Below are 26276 nucleotides of genomic sequence, written 5' to 3'. Positions count from 1 at the left end.
CTCGGACAACCCTTATTCCTTCCAGTTACGGTCCTATCATGAACTTTAAACATCACTTGCTGTTGCTGATTCTCCTGCTCCTTCCCACTCCCGGACTTGCTTTGACCATCGGTACGGCGCCGGTACCGGGGAGCAGCCTGCCGAAGGGGGCGCAACTTGAACAGTTTGCTGACTACCTCTCCCGGCAACTCGGAGAAAAGACCACTATCCATGAATTTGCCGACCAGGCAACCCTCGACGCCTGGATGAATCGCTTCGGCGAGGTCGATCTCGGTTTTGTCGAACCGGCCCTGGTCAAGTCCCGTCCCTGGGCCTACCCGGTCGTGGTCGAGGCGTTGCCGGCGGGACAGGCCGGCAGCTGGCCACTGGTTGCGCGCCAGGACCTGGACCCGGCACGGGCTGAACGCCTGCGGCAGATCCTGACCGGGATGACCGTTGAGAAGTCGGGGCGTGAGCTACTGGCCAAACTGGGGATCGCTGCGTTTGTCACCCACGGACGGGCTCCCGCCGCACCTGCGGCTGTTGCTGCTGTCGAGCCGGCTGCACCGGAAACCCTTCCGGCCGCGCCGCAGGGTGCCCTCGAGGGCGGCGAAGATGTAACCAGCAGCGATCCCATCGCCGCAATTCTGAATGCGGAAAGCAGCGACCAGGAGATGGCTGCAGCTGCCGCGGCAGATGTAGCGCCGGGGGACGCTGAACCCTTCCCCGCTGTCGCTCCATCCGCGCAACAGGTGACCCTGCGCCAGGCCGAACGTCTCGCCCTGGAACAGAACCTCAGCCTCAAGGCTCAGGGCTATGATCTGCTGGCTGGGGTTGCCGCCGAACGCAAAGGGTATGGCATCTACGATCCGCTCTTCAGCCTGACCCTGGCCCGAGGGAAAAACCAGCAACGGTTGAACCAGTTGAGCACCGTTTCCCAGAGCAATACCGACTACCGCATCTACGACGCCGGGGTAAGCCAGCAGATTGTAACCGGCGGCAAGCTCGGTCTCGATTTCACCAACCAGCGCACCAGCTACGATTTTGCCCCCGGGGTCCTCTATAACCCCAATTACGCCAGCGAACTCAAACTCAGCCTGACCCAGCCACTGCTCAAAAACTTCGGCCGGACCGTCACCGAGCAGGCCATCCTCTTCGCCGTCAAGGACCGCCAGCGCTCCCTGGAAGACCTTCGCAACCAGGCCTTCACCGTTCTTGCCGGGGTACGCGATGCCTACTACGAGGTTCTGCGCAGTCGCGATGAACTCACCTACCGGCAGACCTCCCTGGAACTGGCGCAGCGGGTTTTGAAGGAGAATCGCGCCCGGGTCAACGCCGGAGTGATGGCGCCGATCGATATCCTCGAGGCTGAGGTTGGCGTCAAGCAGCGGGAGCGCGATCTCCTCGATGCACAACGGCAACAGCAGGACGCCCTCGATAACCTGGCGCTGCTGCTCAACAGCCAGGAGCCGGTCCGGGCCGGGGACGAACTGCTCGAAGTTCCCGAGCTTGCGACCGATCTCGAAACGGGCTTTCAAGCGGCCCTGGCGGGCCGGCCCGATATCCAGAAGCGGTTGCGGGATATGGAACGATTGCAGATCGAGCAGGAGGTCGCTGGCAACCAGCGGCTGCCGGGGCTCGATCTTTCGGCGGCCTATTCTCACAAGGGGCTGGGCCAGAGTTACAGTGACGATTGGGAGGATGTCAGCTCCGACCGCTTCCCCAACTGGCAGGTCGGCGTGACCCTCTCCTATCCGCTCGGTAATCGCGCGGCAGATAACGAGGTATTGCGTAACCGGGTGCGGCTCAAGAGTCTCCAGGCGCGCCTGGCCCAGCTGCACGAGGAGGTGCGGAACGAAATCCGGACCGCGATCCGTTCGCTTGACGTCAATCGCAAGAAGATAGAAGTCAGTGCCCGGGGCCGGGAGCTGGCCGAGGAGAAGCTGCGCACCCTGCTCAAGCGCAAGGAGGTCGGACTCGCCACCACCCGGGACGTTCTCCAGGGGGAAGATGATTTGGCGCTGGCCCGTACCTCCGAGATTACTGCGCGGGCCGACTACAACAAGGCGGTCACCCAATATCTGCGCGTGACCGGGGAGCTGCTGGAACATGAAGGGGTCTATTTTACCGGCAACCTCGATCCTAAGAGCGATGCCCGGTTGATGCAGATGCAGAACTGATGACCTTGCGGGTCGGTCACATTACTTATGCCAACTGTGCCCCCTTTTTCCACCATCTCGCCGCCAGCGGTTTTGACGGTGAGATCGTCCCCGGGGTGCCGGCGCAACTCAACGCGTTGCTGGCCGCGGGCGCCATCGACGTCAGCCCCTCCTCCTCCTTTGAATATGCCCGCAACTGGCAAGATTACCTGCTGCTGCCCGGGCAGTCGATCAGTTCCTTCGGCCCGGTGCGCAGTGTCCTCCTCTTCTCCTCGCGACGGCTCGAAGATCTTGATCACTCGACCATCTACCTGACCGGAGAGTCGGCAACTTCCATCAACCTGCTCAAGGTCTTGTTGCTGGAGTTTTTGCACCACCGCCACTGCCGGTTCCGGGTCCCGGAAGGGGAGGTCGAGACGCTGGCCGCCGGGGGGGAAACCGCCCTGCTCATCGGCGACCGGGCCCTGCGCCTGGGACGCTCCCCGCACTCCTGGCGCTACTGCTACGATCTCGGCGAGCTCTGGTACCGATTCACCGCTCTCCCCTTCGTCTTTGCCCTCTGGATTCTGCGCCGCGAGGCTGCCGAAGCCCATCCGGACCAGGTGCGGACACTTTTAAAACAGCTCGGAGCTGCACGCGAGAAGGCCTTTGCCGCCCTCGATCAACTCGCCGCGGCGAGCCCCGAACGCAGCTGGTATCCGGAACCGGAACTGGTCTCCTACTGGCAGACCATGAACTACGATCTGACCTCCGACCATCTCGCCGGGCTGAAGCACTTCTGGGCTCTCTGCCAGCGCCACGACCTGCTCGGGGGGATCCCCGAATTCCAGTTTTTCTCCTGATTCAGCAACTCTCCCCGGGAATTCCGGCGATGCGATCTGCTCCCAGGGACCGTTGGTAGTCGTTGAGTATCTGGGCGTGGTCGAAACAGAGTGGGGCAGGGAGGGCATCGAGGGGGAAGATTCGGGCGCCGGCTGCGTCATCGCCTGCAGCCAGCTGTCCCGTTCCGGTGGCGGTGAAGACGATGGAGATGTTGTGCTGGCGCGGATCACGCGCCGGGTCGGAGTAGGCCCGAAACTGGCGTAGTTCCGAAAGCTCCAGTCCGGTCTCCTCCCGGGCCTCCCGCAGGGCCGCCGCCTCAAGGCTCTCGCCATAGTCGACAAACCCGCCGGGCAGGGCCCAGCCCACAGGCTCATTGCGGCGTTCGATAAGGACGATCCCGCCCTTCTGGTGGATAATGATATCCACGGTCGGGATCGGGTTGCGGTAGGTCTGGACGGTGGCGCCACACTTGGGGCAGGGAATCGCCTGCTGCATAAATATCTCCTGGCCGGCTGGGAAATCGTGGTTGCTTGCGATTGACAGTTTATCTCTCCGGGCCAGGGATTTACAGCCTTTCCCGTTGACACCCCGTGAAGAAATCGTCTATTAATAGCCCCTGCTTGCCCGGGTGGCGGAACTGGCAGACGCAAGGGACTTAAAATCCCTCGGCTTTGGCCGTACGGGTTCGATTCCCGTCCCGGGCACCAAATTGTTCTCCCAACCGGTTCTTTATGGACCGGTTGTTTTTTGACATGTCTTTGTCGTGCAGGCACAAATCATTGTGCCGCGCTTGACAAGCCTGCTACTGCTTTGTATTTTTTAGCCGGCGCGGCGGGTTTCAGCCTGCTGTTCGAAAATGGAGGGGGGCTTCCATGTTCGTGACCGTTTCGGGCCGCCGTTTTCTTTGGTTCCGTTGCGGTCATCACTTTTTGCCGGGGTAAAAACTCCCGGTCTTTCCGTTCCGTCCTTTTGTTCCCCCTCTCTTCGTTTCTCCCAACCTGCTGACCTGGGCCGTTTTGCGTGGTTATTGTGCCCCGGGAGGTGGTCTTGAAGCTCATTGCGTCAATAAAAGGAGACAGTCGTCACAGCCATTGATTTCCCCGGGGGGGGAGGATGCAAAGGAGGAAACGCATGGTGCGTTCGGAGCGAGGGGTAACCTTGATGGAATTGCTGACTGTTGTCGGGGTCGTGGCAACGATGGCGCTGGTCGCCCTGCCCAGCTTTTCCCGATGGCGGGGGCAGGCCCAGTACCGGAAGGTGGCCTCGGAGATCGTCCAGTTGCTGCGTGAAGCGAGGACCCGGGCGATCAGTCGAAACCTGGAACAGCGCGTTGAATTTGAGCTGGCAAACCGCCGCTACCGCCTTACCGAGGGAAACCGCTCCTCCCGCAGTACCAGTTTTGCGACCGTCGTCGTCGATTGGATTGCCTTGCCGGAAGATGTTGCACTCATGAAAAACCTGGCGTGTAACAGCGAAGCGGACAGCAATCTCGAATTCAATCCCAACGGGACATCCCAGACCGGTTATGTCTGTGTCGTCGAGGCGGCGGCGCCCGCGAATTGCCACTTCAGGGTCGGAGTCTCCTCCTCGATTTGCGGCCGGCCGACGGTGCGCTGAAGGGGAGGGGAGAAATGAAAAACGGAGCCGATCCCCTGGGGGCGGCTCCGTGTGGTTTGAGTGATTTCTTTTTCGGCGTCACCCATTAAAAGGCGCCGGTCAATAGGGTAAAAAACTCCCGCGCAAGATTTTTGATTTTCTCGCCTTTACTCGTGGCCTTCGGCCACGAAGGTTGTCTGCTTCTCGACGTATGCCGGTATTTCGTTCCGTTTCCGTGTCAGCTCTTGGCTGCAACAGTCACCCATCAGGTTTAAGGCTCGATCGGCAGATGTTCCGTTCGCCGATGGCCCCTGCCGCTTTTCGCGGTCCAGAAAATTTTCGGTTCCATGCCGTGTCCAATGGATGTTGACAGGTCTTTTGGTTGTGAACCAGCCCCGTTGTGGCTCGCGGCATGGGCAGTCAAGATGCGGATAACCTTATCTGTCTGGGTGGGGCGGTTGACCAATCAGGCCTTTTGGTTGGGCCAACCCCATAGCTGGTTCCCCGCCCCAGCCAGTTCTATCAGGGAAACAGTTTTTCCGGCATAAACGGCACTTGGTCGCGCATAACGAAGAACGCCGCCCGGGTCAGCTTGTGGGCCAGGGCGCCGTGGGCCACCATGACCGGACACTTTGCGAGCTTGCGTTGATAGAACGCCCGCGCTTTCGGATCAAAACGACGGGCGAGTTCGGCCGCTTCGGAAAAGGCCCAGGCCAGGTATTTATTGCCGTTCTTTTCGTTGCCCCGTCCTTTGGCCTTGCCGTTGCTGGTCCAGCGACTGGAGACCTTGCGGCAATACGAGGCGTAATTTCCGACCTTGGCAAAGCGTTCGATGCACCCGGTTTCCAGCCGGATGGTCAAGCCCAGAATCTTGCCGACGCCGGGAAGGGACAGAAGATAGCGATAGGGGCCGTCGAGATCGATTTTACCTTCGACAACCGCCTCGATCTGCCGAATCTGCCGGGTAAGAAAGTCGATACTCTCCTTGCTGACCGCTCCGGCCAGGGCCAAATCCTCGTTTTCGGCGAGCAGGGGACCGATACGGTCACCTCGGAATCGTTTGATCTCGTTCGCCTTGAGTCGAACGCCGCAATTGCGGGTGACGATGTTCTGCAAGCTGATGATCAGCGAAGTCCGAAGGCGTATCAGATGTCCGCGTTTTCGCAACAGGTCGCGTACCGGACGCATTTCCTTCGGATAGATGTAGCCTTCCGGCAGAATGTTCAAGCGCAGCATCTCGGCCAACCAAAAAGAATCGTGGACATCGTCGACATGCTTCAACCCCTTGTAGGTTTGAATGGCCGCAGGATTGGCCAAATGAACTCGATATCCTTCGTCCATCAACAGATCCACCAGCCAGTACCAGTTGTAGGTCGATTCAACAACGGCGCCCATCAAGTCGGGCCGAAACGGCTGGAGGGTTTGTAAAATCTGCTTCGGGTCGTTGTCCAGCTTCTTTTTGAAAATCCTCTTTCCGTTCTGGTCAATGATTCCAAGATAGTTGTTATTTGAGTGCAGGTCGAAACCAGAGTAGAGTTTCATAAGGCACCTCCTAAAATAGGGAGTTGTTTGTTGTTCCTAGCGTACCAGGATCGGCCTGGTAGCGTAGGAGGTGCCTTTTAGAGGATTATCAGGCTTCACCAAAGACATCGGCGCTGAATATGTAGATTTCAGTGTCCTCCGACTTCCAGGCATCGGTCGGTAGCCCGGCCTTGACACAGGTCTGCTTGAGAAAGGTCTCCCGGTCCCAGCCGTGCTCGGTAGCGACCTGGGGGAGCAGAACACCCCGGTAAAAGCCTTTTTCGAGGTATATCCCGTGCTTGCCGACCTCGATTTCTCCGACGTCTTCAATTTTCTGCAGCGGCGATAGGACGGAGATCTCGAGACTGAAATTGCCGAGGTCCTCCTCCCGGATCGGGTAGAAGCGCGGATCCTTGCTCGCCGACGCTGCGGCAATCTCGGCCACTTCCCGAAACAGGGGGAGTTCGGACTGGAAATTCCCGATGCAACCCCGGAGTTCGCCGTTCTGCTTGATGGTGACAAAACAGCCACTTCGCTTGTTCAGGACTTTCTCTTCCCGGGGTTCGATGTAAACCGTTCCATTGCGAACCCAGGACTCGATCGATTTGCGCGCAATGGCCAGCAGGGTCGCCTGTTCCTTGTCGTTAAGCGCAGTTTTCACAAAACCTCCAGAAAATTCCATCCGTCAGGGATCCCCAGGTAATTGGCAGACAATATAGTAAGAATCGCGGTCATTTTCAAGGGATTTAGACGGTCCGGGGAAGGGCTGGGTGGGCCGGCCGGGAATACAAAAGGACGCCGCGCCGGCCGAAGGTTCTGCTTCGGTGGCGGCGGCGTCCATGGATAACGAGCTTGCGTGGCCAATCCCGGCTTATGGACCGAGACCCCGGCCGGGGATTCAGCTGTTGGCGGCGCAGGGGAGGGTGGAACCGTGAATCAGAACGTTCTTGCTATTCTCGATGGTCCACAGCGCGCCACAAAGACCGCATTCCTGGAGGTTTTCTGCGAATCCGTCGGAATGGGTGTCGATCTCGACGTGGTGGCTGTTTTTGCAGATGGGGCATTCCATGCCTGTTCTCCTTGGTTATGATGTATCTGGTTTTTATTCCCAAATTCTGTGTGAGGATAACTCCGTTCGCCCCGAAAATGCAAGGATAAAATCGAAAAAAATATTTAAATACAATAAGTTAGAGCACTTCTTGTTTTGTAGTGTATACCGTTTGTTGATTGTCAGACCTGTCGCCAGAGTGGGGCGCGAGGTACAGCCCGACAAGTGGTTGTAAATTTTACTAAAAATTTCAAATAAACCGGTTTTTGGCAAACTTCCATGGATTGGCCGACGAACCATTCGCCATTGGAGGACCAAATCGAGGTTCGTCGTCAAATCGACTTGGGTCGGCATAAAAAAAGGCCCCGTTGCCGGGGCCTGAAGGTAGTGACGAATCCATTTTGGAGGTCTTATTTGAACTGTTTTTCGCTGCGCTTGCGCTCATTGGCGTCGAGGTACTTCTTCCGCAGGCGGATCGATTTTGGCGTCGCCTCCACCAGCTCGTCCTCGGAGATATATTCGAGGGCCTGCTCCAGGGTGAGCAGCCGCGGCGGTATCAGGCGGACCGCCTCATCCGAACCGGAGGCGCGAACGTTGGTCAGTTTCTTTTCGCGGCAGGAGTTGACGACCAGGTCGTTCTCCTTGGCATGCTGGCCAATGATCATCCCCTCGTAGACCTCGGTGCCGGGGGCGACGAAGAGGGTGCCGCGATCCTGCAGGTTCCAGAGAGCGTAGGCGACGGTCTCCCCCGAGTCCATGGCGATCAATACTCCGTTTTTGCGTTGCGGGATCGGGCCGCGGTAGGGTGCATACTCGTGGAAGGTGTGGGTCATCACCCCGGTGCCGCGGGTGTCGGTGAGGAACTCGGTGCGAAAGCCGATCAGGCCGCGGGCCGGAATGACGAATTCGAGGCGGTTGATGCCGTCCATTGGATGCATGGAAACCATCTCTGCCTTGCGCTGGCCGAGCTTTTCGATGACCGTCCCCTGGTACTCCTCGGGGACGTCGATGACGAGGTACTCCATCGGCTCGCAGCGCACGCCGTCAACTTCGCGGTAGATCACCTCGGGTTTGGAGACGGCCAGTTCATACCCTTCGCGGCGCATATTCTCGATCAGGATCGACAGGTGCAACTCGCCGCGCCCGGAAACCTTGAAGGTGTCGGTATTGGCGGTGTCCTCGACCCGCAACGAGATGTTGGTGCGCAACTCGCGCATCAGCCGTTCGCGGATGTTGCGGCTGGTGACGTATTTTCCTTCCCGACCGGCAAAGGGAGAGGTGTTGACCATGAAGTTCATCGACAGGGTTGGCTCGTCGATGGCGACGTAGGGGAGCGCCACCGGGTTGTCGGCGGCGGCGATGGTTTCGCCGATGCCGACTTCATCGAAGCCGGCAATAGTGACGATATCGCCGGCCACCGCCTCGGTCATTTCGACCTGCTTAAGCCCCTCGTAGCCGAGGAGCTTGGAAACGCGGCCGCGCTTGATGGAACCGTCGCGGTTGATCAGGGCGACGGTCTCGCCGGCGCGGACCCTGCCGTTGGTAATCCGTCCGGTGGCGAGACGGCCGAGGTAGTCGTTGTAGGCGATGCTGGCGACGAGGAGCTGCAGGGAAGCATCCGGGTCGGCCACCGGCGGCGCCACCCGTTCGGCAATCATCGTGAAAAGGGGCTCGAGATTGGTCGATTCCTGGTCGAGTTCGCGCTTGGCAATCCCCTGCTTGGCGCTGGCATAGACGACCGGGAAGTCGAGCTGTTCCTCGTTGGCGTTGAGTTCGCAGAAGAGGTCGAAGACCTGGTCAAGGGCGTAAGCAGGCCGGGCACCGGGGCGATCGATCTTGTTGATGACGACGATCGGCTTGATGCCGAGATCGAGGGATTTTTTGAGAACGAAGCGGGTCTGCGGCATCGGCCCGTCGAAGGCATCGACGAGCAGCAGCACCGAGTCGACCATCTTCAGCACCCGTTCAACTTCGCCGCCGAAGTCGGCGTGCCCGGGGGTATCGACGATATTGATCTTGAGCCCGCCGTGGTGAATCGAGAGATTTTTGGAAAGGATGGTAATGCCCCGTTCTTTCTCCAGATCGTTGCTGTCCATCACCCGCTCGGTGATGACCTGGTTTTCGCGAAAGACCCCGGACTGTTTGAGCATGGCGTCGACCAGGGTGGTCTTGCCGTGGTCGACGTGGGCGATGATGGCGATGTTACGGATATTCTGCGGCATGATCCTGTGAACTCCTTGGCGGTGGCGCCGGTAACTGGCGGTTTCTGCAAAACCCATCAAATATAGAGAAGCGCGCCGGAAAAAGCCAGAAATAAATTTTCGCGCCGGGCGGACGTTCCAGCTACCGTCTTGCCAAAGGGGATAGAGGTCATTAAGATGATGCTAGCTGACCGCCGTCCCGCGCCGCTCTCATCTGTCCGCCTGTCGAGGAGGTTGCCCATGTCCAGAATATTTCTGTCCGGTCTTGCCGTTCTGCTGCTGCTGGCCGGCGGCTGCGCCGTCAACCCGGTGACCGGGCGTTCCGAACTCGCCCTGATGCAGGTCTCCGACCAGGAAGAGATCGCCCTGGGCGAGAAGGCTTTTCCCCAGGCCACCCAGACCATGGGGGGGGAGGTCAACGACCCGCAGCTGCAGGCCTATGTCAACCGGGTCGGCCTTTCCGTGGCGCGGGTCAGCCAGCGCCCCGGGCTACCCTACAGCTTTACCGTGGTCAATGACTCCTCGCCCAACGCCTTCGCTCTCCCCGGCGGCAAGATTGCCATCACCCGGGGGCTCTTGGTCAATATGGATAACGAGGCCCAGCTCGCCGCAATTCTTGGCCACGAGGTCGGGCATGTCAACGCCCGTGACTCGGTACAGGGGATGCAACGGGGGATGCTGCTCAATCTCGGTCTCGGCCTGTTGTCGGGTGCCACCGACCAGAGCGGTTACGGGCCGCTGGCGCAGCAGGCCGGATCTCTGGCCGCCGGGCTGCTCGACAAGTCCTACAGCCGCGACCAGGAACGCGCCGCCGACACCCTCGGCATCGATTACATGGTCAAGGCGGGCTACAACCCGGTCGGTGCGGTTCAGGTTCAGGACTTCTTCTATCGCAAGCTCGAGGGGGGGGGCGAGCCGCAATGGCTCTCCGGGCTCTTCCGCACCCATCCCTTCTCCAAGGAACGGCTCATCGCCAACCAGCAGTATATTGCCACCACCTATCCGACCCCGGGGCGTAACGCCCGAATCGCCAGCGAGTCCTTCCAGCAGGCGATTGCCGGTCTTAAAAAGAGCCAGGAGGGCTACGCCCTCTATGATCAGGCTCGGGAGCAGCAGGCGCAGGGGCAGACCGGCAAGGCGATCGCGACTTATCTTCAGGCTGCCGCCAAGGCTCCGGACGAGGCCTTGATCCTGACCGGTCTGGGGATGGCCTACCTCGACGCAGACGATCTCAACTCGGCGCGCATGAATCTCGCCAGGGCGGTGCGACTCGACGGCAACTATTACTATTCCCGTCTCGGCCTCGGTTACACCTATCTGCAGCTCAAGCAGGTATCCCAGGCGTTGCCGGAGCTGGAGCAGAGTCTGAAACTGATGCCATCCCTGCAGGGCGCCTATCTCCTCGCCGAGGGGTATGACCAGAGCGGCCAGGCGCAAAAGGCTCTCGCCCTCTACCAGGAGGTGGCCAAGGCCGACCCCCAGGGAAAACTCGGTCAGGCCGTCGCCACCCGGGTGACCGCCCTGCAGGGGAAACCGTGAACTGGGAGCAGCTGCTTAGTCCGGACGAGGTGCTGGTATGGGAAGGACGGCCGGCACCGCGGTGTTACACCTTTCGCAACTGGCGCCACGCCCTCTTCGGCGTGTTGCTCCTTTTTCTCAGCCTCTACTGGCTGACGATCGCGGTCCAGCTCGCCGCCGTTTACCATTGGCCCTGGCTGCCGCTCCTCCCCATCCCGTTTCTGCTCACCGGCCTCGCGCTCTCCCTGGGGCAACTGCTGCTGGCCCGCCTCGAATGGGAGCAGGTTTTTTATGCAGTAACCGACCGTCGCATCCTGGTGCGACGCGGGCTGCGCGGCCGGCGCCTCGAAGAGCTCCCGCTGGCGGAGCTCGGCTGGCTCCAGCTGCGCCCCCAGGGGAAGGAGCTCGGCACCCTGCGAATCCGCGACCGGGCGGATGAAAAACGCCTCACGCTCTGCTGCGTCGAGTATCCCCGTACGGTCGCCGACCTGCTCGAAGCGGCGCTGGTCCGCACTGCCGGCGAGTGCCTGCTGCGCAGCGGCGGCTGACCGGCTTTTAATTGACTTTACCCCTGCCGATTGGGTACCATTCCGGCACTTCCATCGTGCCGGAGAATTGCCCTTGCCCACCATGCAAAAACGCTTTTATCTCGAAACCTTCGGTTGCCAGATGAACGTCGTGGACTCGGAGCGGATCGTTGATCTGCTCCGGGACGCCGGCTATTCCCAGGTGGACGATCCCCCCGCGGCCGACCTCATCCTGCTCAACACCTGTTCGATTCGCGACAAGGCCGAACGCAAGGTCTACGGCCACCTCGGTCGCTTCAAGCCCCTCAAGCAGCAGAACCCGACCCTGATCCTCGGCGTCGGCGGCTGCGTCGCCCAGCAGGAAGGGGAACGGCTCCTTGAGAAGCTCCCCTTTCTCGACATCGTCTTCGGGACGCACAACGTGCACAAACTGCCGGAGATGGTGCAACGGGTGGAAGCGCAGCGGGTGCGCTACCAGGAGACCGAATTCCTCGACCGCGAAACCCGGCTGCAGCTCTTTCCGCAGCGGCGCGGCGGCGCGGCGATCTGCCGCTTTGTGACGGTGATGCAGGGGTGTGACAACTTCTGTTCCTACTGCATCGTCCCCCACGTCCGCGGGCGCGAGGTCAGCCGCCCCAGCGGCGAGATTCTCGCCGAGATCCGCGATCTCGCCGCCGGCGGCGTCCGCGAGGTGACCCTGATCGGGCAGAACGTCAACTCCTACGGCAATCGGGAAGCGGGCGAACTCTCCTTTAGCGAGCTTCTCGAAGCGGTGCATGGCATCGACGGTGTCGAGCGAATCCGCTTTACCACCTCTCATCCAAAAGACCTCTCCGATGAGCTGATTGCCGCCTTTGGCACCCTCCCCAAGCTCTGCAAGCATTTTCACCTGCCGGTACAGAGCGGCTCCGATCCGATCCTGCAGGCGATGAACCGGGGCTACGATCGCGGCGACTACCTCGACAAGGTCGCCCGGCTCAAGGCAAGCTGCCCGGAGATCCGCCTCACCTCCGATATCATCGTCGGTTTCCCCGGGGAGAGTGACGCCGACTTTGCCGCGACCCTCGACCTGGTGGAACAGGTGCGCTTTGCCGACCTCTATGCCTTTCTCTACTCGTCCCGCCCCGGAACCGCCGCCGCCGGGCTGAGCGACGATCTCCCGGCCGCGCGGCGGCAGGAACGCTTCGAGCGCCTGCTTGCCCTGCAGGCCGGTATCAGCAAGGCGACCTGGCAGCAGGACGTCGGCCGCATCCTGCCGGTCCTGGTGGAGGGAGAGAGTCGTCAGGGGGACGGCCAGCTCTTTGGCCGCACCAGCTGGAACCGCATCGTCAACTTCCCGGGGCCGGCCGAGCTAATCGGGCGCACCCTAGAGGTGCGGGTGACCCGCTCCTATAAAAACTCCCAGCTCGGCGAGCTGGCCGTAGCCCCGGCGTGACGCCGAAAGCCTGATTCCTGTATCCTGTGCTCTGAACCTCCAGCCCGACGGATTTTCCATGGCCAAGGGCCGCATCCTCGCCATCGATCACGAAGAGTTTTTTCGCACCCTCTACCGCGACCTGCTCAAGGGAGAGGGGTACTACGTCCGTCTCGCCGCCAGCGGCCGGGAGGCCCTCGACTGCCTGCGCAGCGAGGAATTCGACCTGGTGATCACCGACATGCACATGGAGGGGATGGACGGGCTGGTGATCACCGAGGCGATCCGTCGCTTCAACCCCGACCAGGAGATCATGGTGGTAACCGGCCAGCAGGAAGTGACGCTGGCAGTGGAGGCGATGAAGCGCGGCGTCTCCGAATACCTCCTCAAACCGATCCACCCCGAGGCTTTCCTCCTCGTCGTCAACAAGGTCCTCTTCCGCCAGAGCCAGGGGCTGGAGCACCGCAAACTCCTCGCCGAAAACCTCGAATTCCACGCCACCCTGACCTACTATCGGCGCTGCCTCGCCTTTCTCAAGATCCATGACCTCGATCGCCTCGGCGATGTGATCCTCGATACCCTGATGGAGCTGTTGCGGGCCGAAGGCGCCGCTCTCTGGCTGCGTGCCTACGGTGGCCAGCACTATCGTCTGCGCTGCCGGCGCGGCCTCGCCCGGGTGGCGGCCGAGGAAGAGACGCTGCAGCCCGATGCCGGGCAACGCCGACTCTTCGCCCTCGGCAACGCCAGCCTCGCCGATGAGGATCGTTCGCTCTGGGTCCCCCTCACCAGCGGCGTCGAACCGATCGGCCTGATCCGCGTCGAAGCGCCGGCCAGCCGTGACCAGTTCAATCGCCGTGACCTCAAGGTCGCTGACATGGTCGCCGAGTTTGCCGGCAGCGCTCTCTACAATGTGCTGCAGTACCGGCGCCTGGAGCAGGACAGCCTGCGGGTGCCGCGCGGCGAAGCCTACACCATGGCCTTTTTCCGCGATCACATCGCCAAGGAGCTGCACAAGGGGCGCCGTTACGGGCGGCGCCTGGCGCTGGTAAAACTGGTCGTTGCCAACTACCCCGAACTGCAGGAGCGCTTCCTCGACAAGGATCTGGGCGCGGCGCTGGAGGGGATGATCGCCACGGTCAATACCGCGCTGCGGGATGCCGATATCATGGCGCTGGCGGAGCCGGACGAGTATCTGATTATGCTCCCCGAGACCGACTACTGGGGTTCGCTGGTGACCCAGAAGCGGATTCGCAAGGCGCTGCGCGGCAAGCTGAACCTCAGCGACATGAAAAAGAGCCACCCGATCGAGGTTCTGATGCGCTCGGCCGCCTTTCCGGCTGACGGGGCGAGTTTCGAGGAGCTGCAGCATGTCGTCACCCGCCGCCTGGAACGGTTGCGGGGGAGCCTGTTCCAGCGTTCGCGCTGGCGGGAACAGCCGCTCTGGACGATTGTCGACCAGCTCCTCGGTCAGCCGGCCGACTACCGGGTCGGCAGGGAGGAGGGCGGACTGCAGGTCGGCAAGGCGCTGGCCGGGTTTGAGGACGGCCAGAGCAGCTGTTATTTCCGGATGCCGGAAGCGCGTCTTGAGGAGATCATGCTTGCCTTCTGCCAGGAGACGATCGAATCGAGCCGGACCCGCGGGGTCATCTACCGCAGTTGCAGCGACTTCGAGGTGATCCGGCGCAGTTTGCAGCATGCCGATCAACTCGAAAAGACGGCAACCAGTGTCTACCTGCTGGGCGGCCGGCGCCGGGTCGCCTGGGACAGCCAACGGCTGGTACCGATCTTCATCGAGGACGAGGCCTTCCGCAAGACGGTGGTGCTCCTCTACCTCAACGAGGATTACGCCTATGCCCTCTTCGCCCGCCGCCAGGGGAATGAGCTGATCGGTTTCCACAGCGCCGATTTCTATTTCGTCGAAAACATGCTGGCCAAACTTCAGGAGCAATACCAGCTCCAGGCGCAGATCTGATGCCGATGCCGATCGTGACCAAAACCGTTATTCTCGCCAGCGCGCGTGACGACCTGCAGGGGTTGGTCGAGTCCCTTCGCCAGCAGGGGTGCCAGGTGCATGCCTGCAACGACGGCGCCCGCGCCCTCGAACTCGCGCTGCGGCTCTTCCCGCAGCTGCTGGTCGTCGACAGCGATATTCCACTGCTGCCGGCGGCGCGGCTGGCCCAGATCCTGCGGGCCAACCCGCGCACGGAAGGGCTCTCCTTCTTCTTCGTCGGCCATGAGGGGGAGGAGATCGAGGGATTCCAGCGCCACCGCGACCAGTTTCTGCTGCGCCCCTTCAACCGCGAACAGCTGCTGCTGACCATCGCCACCTTCTTTGGCCGCCGCGAACGGACCGAACAGGTCAGCCGCCAGGAGAAGGAGGTTGCCGGCAGCCTCGACCAGATCTCCCTGGTCGACCTGCTGCAGGTGTTCGGGCTCAACCGCAAGGATGGAATCCTGCACCTCGCCCGCGGCGAGGAACGGGCCGCAGTCTTTATCCTGGAGGGGTGCGTGATCAATGCCCGGGTTGGCCGGGTCGGCGGGGAGAAAGCTTTCTTCCGGCTGTTGCGCTGGGAGAACGGCACCTTCTGGTTCGTCCCCGGACCGCCGGAGGTCGAGGCTCTCATCGCCACCCCCCTCGACCACCTGCTGATGGAGGGGATGCGCCAGAACGACGAGGAGAATGCCCAGCGCGATGCCCTGCCGCAGCCGGAGGCGATGCTCGGACTCAAGGTTCCCCGGGAGCGCCTGCCACATGGCCTGCGGCCGACGACCCAGGAAGTGCTGATGCTCCTCGAGTACTACCCGCGGGTGGAAGAGCTGCTCGATCATTGTCCGCGCCCCGACTTCGAGGTGCTGCAGGTTCTGAAGGTGCTGCTCGAAAAGGGGCTGGTCGAAGAGCTGCAGGCGGCGGCGGGGGAAGCACCGCTGCCGTTGCTGACCGCCGAGGAAGTGCTGGCGGCCAAGGATTTTTTCAATGACACCGAGCTGTTGCTCGAATCGGCATCGAGCAAACTGGTCTTGCTCGCGACCGCGCCGGAGCAGCTCCGGCAGTTTACCCAGGCGCTGCAGGGCCTCCCCGAGTTCGAACCGGAGAGCGCGTTTCTGCTCGGCGCCGACCGCCTCGGCCTCGGCGATATCGGGCGGCTTAACATCGGCGAGAGCTTCGCGCTGCGCCTCTTCTGCCTGCCGGCGACGGCAGCTACCGCGCCGCTTTGGACCGCCTTCGGGCGGCGCCTGTTCGGCGTGGCCGCCCTGGGTGACCCCGCCGGGATGGCGACGGCGATCGACTTTTTCGAAGCATCGCTGCACCTGCCGGTGGCGCGGGTCGTCTTTGCCCCGCCGTTGGCAGCAGGGACCTATCTGCTGCAACGCAACGACCGCCAGGGGGTGCGTCGCCTGCTGGCCTCTTTTGCCACCCGTTTCACCGGGGAACCCGTTCCCGAGGAGGTAGCATGATCGACCTGCACACCCATACCCTGTTCAGCGATGGCGAACTGATTCCAGCCGAATTGACCCGCCGTGCGGCGGTAGCCGGCTACCGGGCCCTGGCCATGACCGATCACGGCGACCTGTCGAACCTCGACCTGATTATCCCCCGCCTGGTCCGGGTCGCGGCCGACCTCGGCGCCGCCTGGGGGCTGACGGTTCTCCCTGGTATCGAGTTGACCCATATCCCCCCCGGGGAGATTGCAGCGGCCGCCCGCGAGGCGCGGCGTCTCGGCGCCCGGATCGTCATCTGCCACGGCGAGACGATCGTCGAGCCGGTCGCCGCCGGCACCAACGCGGCTGCCCTTGCCGCCGACATCGACATCCTCGCCCACCCCGGGCTGCTCAAGGCGGAGCTGGCGCAACTGGCGGCGGAGCGTGGCATCTGCCTCGAAATCACCACCCGCAAGGGGCACAGCCTCACCAACGGCCATGTCGCTCGGGCCGCCCTCGCCGCCGGCGCCAAGCTGGTCATCGACAACGACGCCCACGCCCCCGGCGATCTCCTCTCCCCGGGAATGATGCGCGCCGTCGGGCGCGGCGCCGGCCTGAGCGAGGAGCAGGTCGAGCAGTGCCTGCGCAACAGCGAGGAACTGGTGACCAAGGCCCTCGGTGATGGGCGATGAGTGATGAGTGATGAGTGGCAAAGGAGAAGTTGTGACTGACATGGATTTTGCCTTTTTTCAGGAATTTGTCGAAGCGCCGAGCCCGTCGGGCTTTGAACAGCCGGCGCAGCGGATCTGGCGCCGGGAACTGCAGGAAGTGGCGGACGTGGTCAGCGGTGACATGATGGGAAATGCCATCGCCCGCCTCGCCGGCAGCCAGTCCGGTGCCCCGCGGGTGATGCTCGCCGGCCACTGCGACGAGATCGGCTTCATGGTCAGCTACATCGACGACCAGGGCTTTCTCTACTTCGCCCCGATCGGCGGCGTCGACGCTCACCTTGTCCCCGGTCAGCGCGTGCTGGTACACGGGGCCGCCGGGCCGGTGCGCGGCGTCGTCGGCAAGAAGCCGATCCACCTGATGGAGGCCAAGGACCGGGAAAGCGTGGTCAAGTTCAAGAGCCAGTTTATCGACATCGGCTGCGCCAGTCGTGCCGAGACCGAAGGCCTGGTGGCGGTCGGCGATCCGCTGACCTTTGCCGTCGGCCTGGAGCGGCTGCAGGGGGAGCGCGTCACCTCGCGGGCCTTCGATGACAAGATGGGCGCCTTTATCGTCGCCCGGGTGCTGCAGGAAGTGAAGCGGCGCGGGCCGATTGCTGCCGAGCTCTTTGCCGTCTCCACGGTCCAGGAAGAGATCGGCCTGCGCGGCGGTACCACCAGCGCCTACGGCATCGACCCCGACATTGCCATCGTCGTCGAGGTCGGTTTCGCCACCGACCATCCCGAGGTCGACAAGAAGGAGATCGGCGACTTCCGCCTCGGCGGCGGGCCGATCCTGGCGCGCGGCGCCAACATCAACCCGGCCCTCTTCGAGCTGCTCCTTGCCAGCGCCAATGAGGAAGGGATCGCGGTGCAGATCATGGGCGCGCCGCGAGCTACCGGCACCGACGCCAACGTGATCCAGCTCTGCCGTGGCGGGGTGGCGACCGCCCTGGTCAAGGTGCCGCTGCGCTACATGCACTCGCCGGTGGAAGTCCTCGATCTGCGCGACCTGGAGGCAACGGTACAGCTCCTCGCCGCGGCGGTTCGGCGCATAAGCGACCGGGACCATTTTATCCCCCGCTGAACCCCGTATTTGCCCTTGACGGGATTCCGCCGGCGGGTATAGAGTCGGCGATTAAATATTTTACTCCTCCCGCCCGCTAAAGGAGATCATAGATGCTCGACTCCGAAATTCGCGAAGGGTTGACCTTCGACGACGTTCTGCTCCTCCCCGCCCACTCCACGGTCCTCCCCAAGGAGACCGACCTGACCACCCTGCTGACCCCCCAAATCCGCCTCAATATTCCGCTCCTCTCCGCGGCCATGGATACCGTCACCGAGGCCCGGACTGCGATCTGCATGGCGCGGGAAGGGGGGTTGGGGATCATCCACAAGAACCTCACCCCGGCCGAGCAGGCGCTGGAGGTCGACCAGGTGAAAAAATCGGAGAGCGGCATGATCGTCGATCCGATCACCATGGATCCCGACCAGAAGATCTTCGAGGCCCTGGCGCTGATGAAGAAGTACCGCATCTCCGGGGTGCCGATCACCAAGAACGGCAAGCTGGTCGGTATCCTCACCAACCGCGACCTCCGTTTTGAAACCCAGCTTCAGCAGCCGATCTCCAACGTCATGACCAAGAACAAGCTGGTCACGGTGCCGCCGGGGACGACCCTCGAAGAAGCCAAGTGGCACCTCCACCAGCACCGCATCGAGAAGCTGCTGGTGGTCGACGACAACTTCGCCCTCAAGGGGCTGATCACCATCAAGGACATCGAGAAGGTCCGCAAGTACCCCAACGCCTGCAAGGACGACATGGGCCGGCTGCGGGTCGGTGCGGCGGTCGGCGTCGGCGGGGACCGCGAGGAGCGCCTCGAAGCCCTGGTCCGCGCCGGGGTCGACGTGGTGATCATCGATACCGCCCACGGCCACTCCCAGGGGGTGATCGACACGGTGATCGACTGCCGCCGCCAGTACCCGGAGCTGCAACTGATCGCCGGCAATATTGCCACCGCCGAGGCCGCCCGGGCCCTGATCAAGGCCGGCGTCGACGCGGTCAAGGTCGGCATCGGTCCGGGCTCGATCTGCACCACCCGGGTCGTCGCCGGGGTCGGGGTGCCGCAGATCACCGCCATCGCCAGCGTCGCCGAGGTCACCGGCAAAGCCGGCATCCCGCTGATCGCCGACGGCGGCATCAAGTATTCGGGCGAACTCCCCAAGGCGGTCGCCGCCGGCGCCGATATTATCATGATCGGCTCCCTCTTCGCCGGCACCGAGGAATCACCCGGCGAAACGATCCTCTACCAGGGACGGACCTACAAGGCCTACCGCGGCATGGGCAGCCTCGGCGCCATGAAGGCCGGCAGCAAGGATCGCTACTTCCAGGGGGACGTGGAGAGCGATATCAAGCTGGTCCCGGAAGGGATCGAAGGACGCGTTCCCTACCGCGGTCCCCTCTCCGAGAATATCCACCAGCTTCTCGGCGGTCTGCGCGCCGGCATGGGCTACACCGGCTGCCGCACGATCAAGGAGTTGCAGCAGAAGGGGCAGTTCATGCGGATCACCAACGCCGGTCTGCGCGAGTCCCACGTCCACGACGTGGCGATCACCCACGAGGCCCCCAACTACCGGGTCGAGCGCAGCGGGTAGCAATTGGTTTTCATAGGTCCTGTTAGTCTTTATAGGACCTATGGGACGCATGGGACCTATGAAAAACCGCGACCTCGCCTTTCCCTTAACCAGGTAATTCAATGGACATCCACCAGGAAAAAATCCTGATCCTCGACTTCGGCTCCCAGTACACCCAGCTGATCGCCCGCCGGGTGCGCGAAGCCCACGTCTACTGCGAGCTCCACCCCTTCGACATGGAGCTGGCGGCGATCCAGGCCTTCGCTCCGGCAGGCATCATCCTCTCCGGCGGCCCGAAATCGGTCTACGAGGCGGGGGCGCCGGCGGTGGCCGAAGCGCTCTTCGAACTCGGGGTGCCGATCCTCGGCATCTGCTACGGCATGCAGCTCCTCTCCCGCCACTTCGGCGGCGAGGTGGTGCCGGCCGGCAAGCGGGAGTTCGGGCATGCCGACCTCTTCGCCAAGGGGCAGCCCGGGCCCCTCTTCGACGGCTTCTTCGTCGACGGCAAGAGCCCGGTCTGGATGAGCCACGGCGACCACGTTGCCACCGTCCCGGCCGGGTTCGAGGTGGTTGCCGGCAGCGGCAACGCGCCGGTCTGCGCCATCCAGGATGTGGCGCGCAATCTCTACGGCGTCCAGTTCCACCCCGAGGTCAACCACACCCCGCGCGGGGAACTGCTGATCGATACCTTCGTGCGCAAGATCTGCGCCTGCCACGGCCAGTGGACGCCGGGGCAGATCATCGCCGACGCGGTCGAACGCATCCGCGCCCAGGTCGGCGGCGACCGGGTCATCCTCGGCCTCTCCGGCGGCGTCGACAGCTCGGTGGCGGCGGCGCTGATTCACCGTGCCATCGGTGATCAGCTCACCTGCGTCTTCGTCGACAACGGCCTGCTGCGGCTCGGCGAAGGGGACCAGGTGATGGCGACCTTCGCCAAGAACCTCGGGGTCCGGGTGATCCGCGTCGATGCCGAGCGGCGTTTCCTGGACAAGCTCGCCGGCGTCACCGACCCGGAGCAGAAGCGCAAGATCATCGGCAATCTCTTTGTCGATATCTTCGAGGAGGAATCGAAGAAACTGACCGACGCCAACTGGCTCGCCCAGGGGACAATCTACCCCGATGTCATCGAGTCGGCCGGGGCCAAGACCGGCAAGGCCCACAACATCAAGAGCCACCACAACGTCGGCGGCCTCCCCGACTATATGAAGCTCCAGCTCCTCGAGCCGCTGCGCGAGCTCTTCAAGGACGAGGTGCGGGCGATCGGCGAGGAACTCGGCCTGCCGCACCAGATGGTCTGGCGCCACCCCTTCCCGGGTCCGGGGCTGGGGGTGCGCATCCTCGGCGAGGTGAAGAAGGAATACTGCGACATTTTGCGCCGCGCCGACGCCATCTACATCGAGGAACTCTACCGCAGCGGCCACTACGACAAGATCAGCCAGGCCTTCGCCGTCTTCCTGCCGGTGAAGAGCGTCGGCGTCATGGGGGACGGCCGCACCTACGAATATGTCGTCGCCCTGCGCGCCGTCGAAACCAAAGATTTCATGACCGCCGGCTGGTACCCGATGCCCTACGCGGACCTGGCGCGGATCAGTAACCGCATCATCAACGAGGTCAAGGGGATCAACCGGGTCGTCTACGACATCTCGAGCAAGCCGCCGGCCACCATCGAGTGGGAATAGGGCGTGACATGGGGGGGCTGATGCTGATGCGCTGGTTGCCGGCGTTTCTGCTGCTGAGCCTGGTGGCGGTGACCCCGCTGCGGGCCGAAGAAATCGCAGCGCCGGAGCGCCCAGCGCTCTGGAGCAGCGACGAGACCCTGCTGCTCCTCGGTGGTCTGGCCGGTGCCGGGGTGGTCTCCCTCTGGGACGAGAATCTCAGCCGCAAGGCCGAGAACAACCAGGCCGCTCCTTTTGAAGAGCTCGCCTCCGGCTTCAATCTGGTCGGCCATCCCGTCGCCTGTTTCGGGCTCGCCGGTGCCACCTGGGGTTACGGCCTCTGGACGGAGGATACTGAAATTGTGCAGACGGGCCGCCAGGCCACCGCGGCGGTCGTTGCCGCCGAGCTGGCCACTCTGGCCCTCAAGGCCGCGACGGGGCGGGAGCGACCTGACAATTCAGCCAGCTCCGGTGCCTTTCATCCCTTCTCCCTGGAGCGCGAAGCCGACTCCTTCCCCTCCGGGCACACCGCCGGCGCCTTTGCCCTGGCCGCCGTCTTTGCCCGTCACGCCCACACTCCCGCTGCATCCTGGGGCTATTACAGTCTTGCCGGCCTGGTCGGCCTCTCCCGCGTCTACGCCGGCGACCACTGGGCGTCGGATGTGGTCGCCGGAGCCGTCATCGGCGAGCTGGCGGGGCGCCTGGCGATAAAATGGCAGCAGCAACTGGGTGGTCCTTCCGCAGCCCTTTACCCTTGGGCCGGCCCCGGTCTCGGGGTGCAATGGGTTGCTCGGTTCTAATCTCGCCTCATTCCGGAAATTCCAGAGGAAAACAGCTCGCCCTACTTCCAATCCGAGGGGTCAAACCGGACCCGGGAAAACCAGCTTGCGATTGGAGTTTCTCCCTATTTCCCTTGGTTTTTCAGTAGTTTTTTGTTGATCTGGCCGGCGGGCTATGATAAAAATGCCGCTTCGAATGAAGCGCTCCAAATTTTAATCTGAAATGCAATACGCCCGGTCGGTAACGCCTTTACAGGGTTTGGATCCTTTGCGCCCTCTCCCCCAAAAAAAATCCGAGCCTGGGGTGGTCGTTGTCCTGATCTCCATCCGGTTTCGGCAACTACCCATGGGCGGCACGGAACTGGAATCTTCCATTCGGAAAGGATATTCACCTTGACCAGAGCTTGTTTTTTTTATCTTGGTAGCCTTTTGGCCCTCTGCCTGTGTTGGGGAGCAATTGGGGTGACAGTTGCCGGGGCGGCTGATTTAACCCCGCAGCAGATGCTGGAGCAGCTCTCTCCCGCGGAAAAGGAGGCCCTGGCCAAAAAGTATGGTGTGGAGCTGCCCGGTGAAAAGGGCGGGGCGGTGACCGTCAATAATCCACCCGTTGTCAAGGCGCGTCCCCTTGAAAACTCAGAAATTGAAGGAGAATTCAAGGCCCCGGCCGCCGCTGATGAAAAACTAACACTTGCCAAACCGGTCGCAGTGGACTCTCCGGTCACCAAGATTTCCGGGCAGGCGGCCGCCGAAGCCCTGGAATTGCGCCGCGGCTTCGCCGACTTTGTCGCAGAGTCGAAGGCGCTTAAGGTCGATACGAATTTGCGGCAGTTCGGCTATGAGCTATTTGCCGGGACGCCTTCCACCTTTGCGCCGGTTACGGACGTTCCCGTTCCCGCGGAATATGTCCTTGGCCCTGGCGATGAGTTGAAGGTGCAGCTGTTCGGAAAAACCAACCAGCAATTAGCGATGATCGTTGACCGGGAGGGAGTGATCGCCTTTCCGGAAATCGGCCCCTTGAATGTTGCCGGGATGAGCTTTGCACAGGCACGGGCCTATATTGCCGAGCAGGTCAAGGAAAAGACGATTGGAGTCTCCGTTAGCATAACCATGGGCGAGTTACGCTCGATTCGTGTCTTCGCTTTGGGGGAGGTTTCGCAACCCGGTTCTTATTTGGTCAGTGGCCTGGCCACCCTTTCGCAGGCGTTGTTCGTCTCTGGCGGGGTCAAGAAGATTGGCTCTCTTCGAAAGATCCAGCTCAAGCGGGATGGCCAACTGGTCACCACCATTGACCTGTATGATTTCCTGCTCAAGGGTGATACCAGTGCGGACGTGCGGCTGCTTCCCGGCGATGTTGTCTTTGTCCCGCCGGTCGGAGCCACGGTCGGGGTGGCCGGAGAGGTAATGCGCCCGGCGATTTACGAGCTGCGCACTGAAAAAAGCCTGGGTGATCTGTTAACTCTCGCCGGGGGGCTCCGGCCGACGGCCTTTCGTGAAAAAGCCCTGATTGAGCGGGTTGGCGAGAACGGGATCCGTTCCGTGCAGGAGGTCGCCTTGCAGGATGCAGGACTGCAGACCACACTGCGCAACCACGATCTGATAAAGATTTTCTCAATCCTCGACTACGAAAAAAATCCCGTATTTCTGGTGGGTAACGTCAAACGTCCCAGTAAATATGCCTGGAAGGAGGGGATGCGACTTTCAAGCCTGGTTTCCGGCCCCGATCAATTGATGCCGGAAACCTATCTTGATTACGCTTTGATTGAGCGGGAAGCTGCCGACAATCGTGAGCCTGAACTGGTACGGTTCAGTCTGGCTGATCTCCTGAACGGCAAAGCCGAAGCAGACCTGTTACTTCAACCGCGAGACAAGGTGTACATCTTCCATCGGTCCCATTTTCGTCAGGCGCCGATGGTGACCATTTCTGGTCAGGTGCAGAGTCCCGGCAGCTATGAGCTGAAACGCTCCATGCGGCTGGTTGATTTGCTGTTGTCGAGTGGTGGCCTTCGCAAAACTGCTGATCCCAGTGAGGCAGAACTGTACCGGACCGACCCGGTATCAAAGGAGGTAAGTTTATCCAGGTACTCTCTCGCGGCGGCCCTGGCGGGGGTGAATGATCAGAACCCATTGTTGCAGGACTCTGATCGGCTGGTCGTCCATTCCATCTGGGAGACCAAGCAGCGCTTTACGGTGAGAGCCCTCGGCGAGGTCAATAACCCGGGTTCCTACGAACTGGCCGCCGGGATGCGGGTTGCTGATCTGGTATTTGCTGCCGGTAATTTGACCCCCCGGGCCTATCTGAAACAGGCGGAAATCACCCACTTCGACATCGTCAACGGGGAAGAACGCGTCACCCGCCACGAATCTTTCGATCTGACAGCAGCGTTGCAGGGCGATGCTGAGGCCAACCAGCTGCTGGCCCCCTATGACGTGATTACGGTGCGGACCCTTTCCAACTGGCGGGGAGCGGAGAGTGTCACCCTGGCAGGTGAATTCAAATTTCCCGGGACCTACCCGATCGAAGAGGGGGAGCGGCTCTCCTCCGTCATTAAACGCGCCGGAGGGTTTCTGCCGGAGGCCTATCTGGATGCGGCATTTTTTACGCGCGAATCGATTCGACAAGATCAGCAGCAGCAGATTGACGAAATGGTACGGCGGCTGGAGAGAGAAATCAACCTGACCCAGGCATCTATCGGGAGGGAAAACCCGCAATCTCTCGCATTGCAACGTAACCAAACCGAGTTGGTTGCAGCGCAGAAGATTTTGGAGGCCGCCAAGCGGGTCAAGGCGACCGGCCGTCTGGTGATCCAGCTCTCTGATGTCAAAGCCTTGGCCAATTCTGAATTCGACCTGGCATTACGGGACGGCGACGTGCTGCGTGTCCCGAAACGCCCCGAGGAAGTTCATATCATCGGGCAGGTTTACAATTCCTCGTCACAGCTCTACCGGCCAGGGGATGATCGTGACGATTACATCCAGCGTTCCGGTGGATTAACCAATTTTGCCGACAAGGGGAGCATTTACGTGGTGCGCGCCAATGGGGAAGTCGATCCTCAGAAAGGCTGGTGGCGGTCCCGGGAAATTCATCCTGGTGATGTCATTGTTGTTCCCGAAAAACTTGACCGGTTTTATGCCATTGAAAGCGCCCTCGATTGGAGCAAGGTGTTGATGCAGGTTGGGGTTGGTGTCGCTTCAATGAAGACCCTGGGAATTTTATAAAAGCCGGCCCGAATATTCAGAAAGTCGTAAATGATGAGTAACCATACCGAACAGGCCGCCGAGCTACGCCCGCCGATTAATCAGGATTTGGGCCGGTCGCCAGCTCCTGCTGACGATGAAATTGATCTTCTTGAACTTTGTCAGGTAATTTGGGCCGGTCGCAAATATGTTTTTGCAATCACCTTTTGTGCGGCTCTTCTGGCGGTAATCATTTCCTTATTGCTGCCCAATATCTATAAAGCCGAAGTGCTTTTGGCCCCGGTCGGCAGCGAGGAAGTGAAAGGGGGCGGGCTGGCGTCCGCTCTCGGCAACCTCGGCGGTTTTGCTGCAATGGCCGGGATCGCTCTTCCCGGCGGCGGCGCGATTGAAACCAACCTCGCAGTTCTCAAGTCCCGGGAGTTTATTAATCAATTCATTAAAGACAAGGAGCTCATGCCGGTTCTCTTTGCCGATGACTGGGATCGGAAAAAGAGCCAGTGGAAAGAGAGTGATCCGGAAAAGCGGCCCAATTCCTGGGATGGCTACCGGTTATTTACCAAAGAGATCATGAAAGTTTCCCTCGATGACAAGACCTCCCTGGTGACAGTCTCTGTTGCCTGGACCGATCCGGTATTGGCCGCGGAATGGGCCAATGAACTGGTGTCGCGACTGAATGATTTTTTGCGCCGACAGGCTATTCTGCGGAGCGAAAATAATCTTAAATATCTCAACCGGGCCCTTGAAAGCACCAGTGTTGCCGATATGCGGCAAACCCTCTTTACCCTGATTGCCAGTGAACAGAAAAAGGCAATGCTAGCAAATACGCAAGAGGAGTTCGCCCTCCGGGTCCTGGACAAGGCCGCTGCACCAGATAAGAAGTTCAAACCGAAACGGGCGATCATCTGTATCCTGGCGACGGTTGCAGGCGGAATGTTCTCGGTACTTTTTGTTCTGGTATTGAATTGGTATCGCCGCAATACCGAGATTCCTCCAATAGGGGTGGATTAGTACCCTTTACGGTACTTTCCTCTAATTTTCAGGAGGGTCCAATTTCCCGAAGCTTGCCTCGCAATCGGCAAGCACTACTGCCCCGTTGAAAGTTGA

At 61.4% G+C, this 26276-nt stretch carries 20 protein-coding genes and 1 tRNA gene; 16 read left to right on the top strand and 5 right to left on the bottom strand.

The features are described from left to right. The first annotated feature begins 38 nt into the window (after nt 1-38). Both ACYQ8E_RS00555 and ACYQ8E_RS00550 read left to right on the top strand, forming a co-directional pair. Entirely contained in the window at nt 39-2159 is a 2121-nt protein-coding gene (locus ACYQ8E_RS00555) for a TolC family protein (protein ID WP_459859805.1), read from the top strand. Beyond that, nucleotides 2159-2980, top strand: coding sequence for a menaquinone biosynthetic enzyme MqnA/MqnD family protein (locus ACYQ8E_RS00550; protein ID WP_066726340.1), 822 nt, complete (start codon nt 2159-2161; stop codon nt 2978-2980). Before ACYQ8E_RS00555 ends, ACYQ8E_RS00550 begins: the two co-directional genes overlap by 1 nt. Nucleotide 2981: 1 nt before the next feature. Here the strand turns inward: ACYQ8E_RS00550 and ACYQ8E_RS00545 are convergent, their stop codons facing one another. Next, entirely contained in the window at nt 2982-3455 is a 474-nt protein-coding gene (locus ACYQ8E_RS00545) for an NUDIX domain-containing protein (protein ID WP_066726343.1), read from the bottom strand. 127 nt (nt 3456-3582) lie between these two features. Between ACYQ8E_RS00545 and ACYQ8E_RS00540 the strand changes: the two genes are divergently transcribed. Together ACYQ8E_RS00540 and ACYQ8E_RS00535 are read left to right on the top strand one after the other, a co-directional pair. Beyond that, nucleotides 3583-3667, top strand: a tRNA-Leu gene (locus tag ACYQ8E_RS00540). A 424-nt stretch (nt 3668-4091) separates the two neighbouring features. Further along, nucleotides 4092-4577, top strand: a complete 486-nt coding sequence (locus ACYQ8E_RS00535; RefSeq protein ID WP_066726347.1) for a GspH/FimT family pseudopilin — start codon at nt 4092-4094, stop codon at nt 4575-4577. 501 nt (nt 4578-5078) lie between these two features. Here ACYQ8E_RS00535 and ACYQ8E_RS00530 read toward each other — a convergent pair. The 4 genes from ACYQ8E_RS00530 to typA form a co-directional block, all read right to left on the bottom strand. Continuing rightward, complete coding sequence (locus tag ACYQ8E_RS00530; protein ID WP_066722476.1) at nt 5079-6098, bottom strand: IS110 family RNA-guided transposase; 1020 nt, start codon at nt 6096-6098, stop codon at nt 5079-5081. Between the two features lie 88 nt (nt 6099-6186). After that, the gene (gene amrA / locus ACYQ8E_RS00525; RefSeq protein WP_157471821.1) at nt 6187-6738 is read right to left on the bottom strand and encodes an AmmeMemoRadiSam system protein A; all 552 of its coding nucleotides are present in this window, start codon (nt 6736-6738) and stop codon (nt 6187-6189) included. Nucleotides 6739-6975: 237 nt separating this feature from the next. After that, nucleotides 6976-7146 (bottom strand): hypothetical protein, encoded by a 171-nt coding sequence (locus ACYQ8E_RS00520; protein ID WP_157471822.1) that lies wholly within the window; start codon nt 7144-7146, stop codon nt 6976-6978. 389 nt (nt 7147-7535) lie between these two features. Continuing rightward, nucleotides 7536-9347: a translational GTPase TypA gene (gene typA, locus ACYQ8E_RS00515; protein WP_066726351.1), complete on the bottom strand. Its 1812-nt coding sequence runs from the start codon at nt 9345-9347 to the stop codon at nt 7536-7538. Nucleotides 9348-9566: 219 nt separating this feature from the next. On the opposite strand from typA, the gene ACYQ8E_RS00510 reads away from it, so the two are divergent. From ACYQ8E_RS00510 to ACYQ8E_RS00455, 12 genes are all read left to right on the top strand, one after another. Beyond that, nucleotides 9567-10865, top strand: a complete 1299-nt coding sequence (locus ACYQ8E_RS00510) for a M48 family metallopeptidase (RefSeq protein WP_066726354.1) — start codon at nt 9567-9569, stop codon at nt 10863-10865. Beyond that, the gene (locus ACYQ8E_RS00505) at nt 10862-11392 is read left to right on the top strand and encodes a PH domain-containing protein (protein WP_066726357.1); all 531 of its coding nucleotides are present in this window, start codon (nt 10862-10864) and stop codon (nt 11390-11392) included. Before ACYQ8E_RS00510 ends, ACYQ8E_RS00505 begins: the two co-directional genes overlap by 4 nt. Nucleotides 11393-11474: 82 nt before the next feature. Continuing rightward, nucleotides 11475-12806 (top strand): tRNA (N6-isopentenyl adenosine(37)-C2)-methylthiotransferase MiaB, encoded by a 1332-nt coding sequence (miaB, locus tag ACYQ8E_RS00500; RefSeq protein WP_066729726.1) that lies wholly within the window; start codon nt 11475-11477, stop codon nt 12804-12806. Between the two features lie 58 nt (nt 12807-12864). Next, nucleotides 12865-14757 (top strand): response regulator, encoded by a 1893-nt coding sequence (locus ACYQ8E_RS00495; protein ID WP_066726360.1) that lies wholly within the window; start codon nt 12865-12867, stop codon nt 14755-14757. Continuing rightward, nucleotides 14757-16241: a DUF4388 domain-containing protein gene (locus tag ACYQ8E_RS00490; RefSeq protein WP_066726364.1), complete on the top strand. Its 1485-nt coding sequence runs from the start codon at nt 14757-14759 to the stop codon at nt 16239-16241. The genes ACYQ8E_RS00495 and ACYQ8E_RS00490 overlap by 1 nt, the downstream gene beginning before the upstream one ends. Beyond that, nucleotides 16238-16897 (top strand): histidinol phosphate phosphatase domain-containing protein, encoded by a 660-nt coding sequence (locus ACYQ8E_RS00485; RefSeq protein ID WP_066726367.1) that lies wholly within the window; start codon nt 16238-16240, stop codon nt 16895-16897. Before ACYQ8E_RS00490 ends, ACYQ8E_RS00485 begins: the two co-directional genes overlap by 4 nt. 31 nt (nt 16898-16928) lie before the next feature. Continuing rightward, entirely contained in the window at nt 16929-17999 is a 1071-nt protein-coding gene (locus tag ACYQ8E_RS00480) for a M42 family metallopeptidase (protein ID WP_442856861.1), read from the top strand. Nucleotides 18000-18091: 92 nt separating this feature from the next. Next, nucleotides 18092-19564 carry an IMP dehydrogenase gene (gene guaB / locus ACYQ8E_RS00475; RefSeq protein WP_066726376.1) on the top strand — a complete coding sequence of 491 codons (1473 nt, stop codon included), beginning with the start codon at nt 18092-18094 and terminating at the stop codon, nt 19562-19564. Nucleotides 19565-19665: 101 nt separating this feature from the next. Continuing rightward, nucleotides 19666-21222: a glutamine-hydrolyzing GMP synthase gene (gene guaA, locus ACYQ8E_RS00470; RefSeq protein ID WP_066726379.1), complete on the top strand. Its 1557-nt coding sequence runs from the start codon at nt 19666-19668 to the stop codon at nt 21220-21222. A gap of 20 nt (nt 21223-21242) precedes the next feature. Beyond that, nucleotides 21243-21998, top strand: coding sequence for a phosphatase PAP2 family protein (locus tag ACYQ8E_RS00465; RefSeq protein ID WP_066726382.1), 756 nt, complete (start codon nt 21243-21245; stop codon nt 21996-21998). 441 nt (nt 21999-22439) lie between these two features. Then, nucleotides 22440-25193, top strand: coding sequence for an SLBB domain-containing protein (locus tag ACYQ8E_RS00460; protein ID WP_459859801.1), 2754 nt, complete (start codon nt 22440-22442; stop codon nt 25191-25193). A gap of 30 nt (nt 25194-25223) precedes the next feature. Then, entirely contained in the window at nt 25224-26180 is a 957-nt protein-coding gene (locus tag ACYQ8E_RS00455; RefSeq protein WP_066726388.1) for a Wzz/FepE/Etk N-terminal domain-containing protein, read from the top strand. Nucleotides 26181-26276: the final 96 nt, after the last annotated feature.

The sequence above is a fragment of the Desulfuromonas carbonis genome (assembly GCF_054658035.1).
The sequence above is the reverse complement of the archived record's forward strand: the minus strand, read 5'-3'. Positions and strand labels throughout refer to the sequence as shown.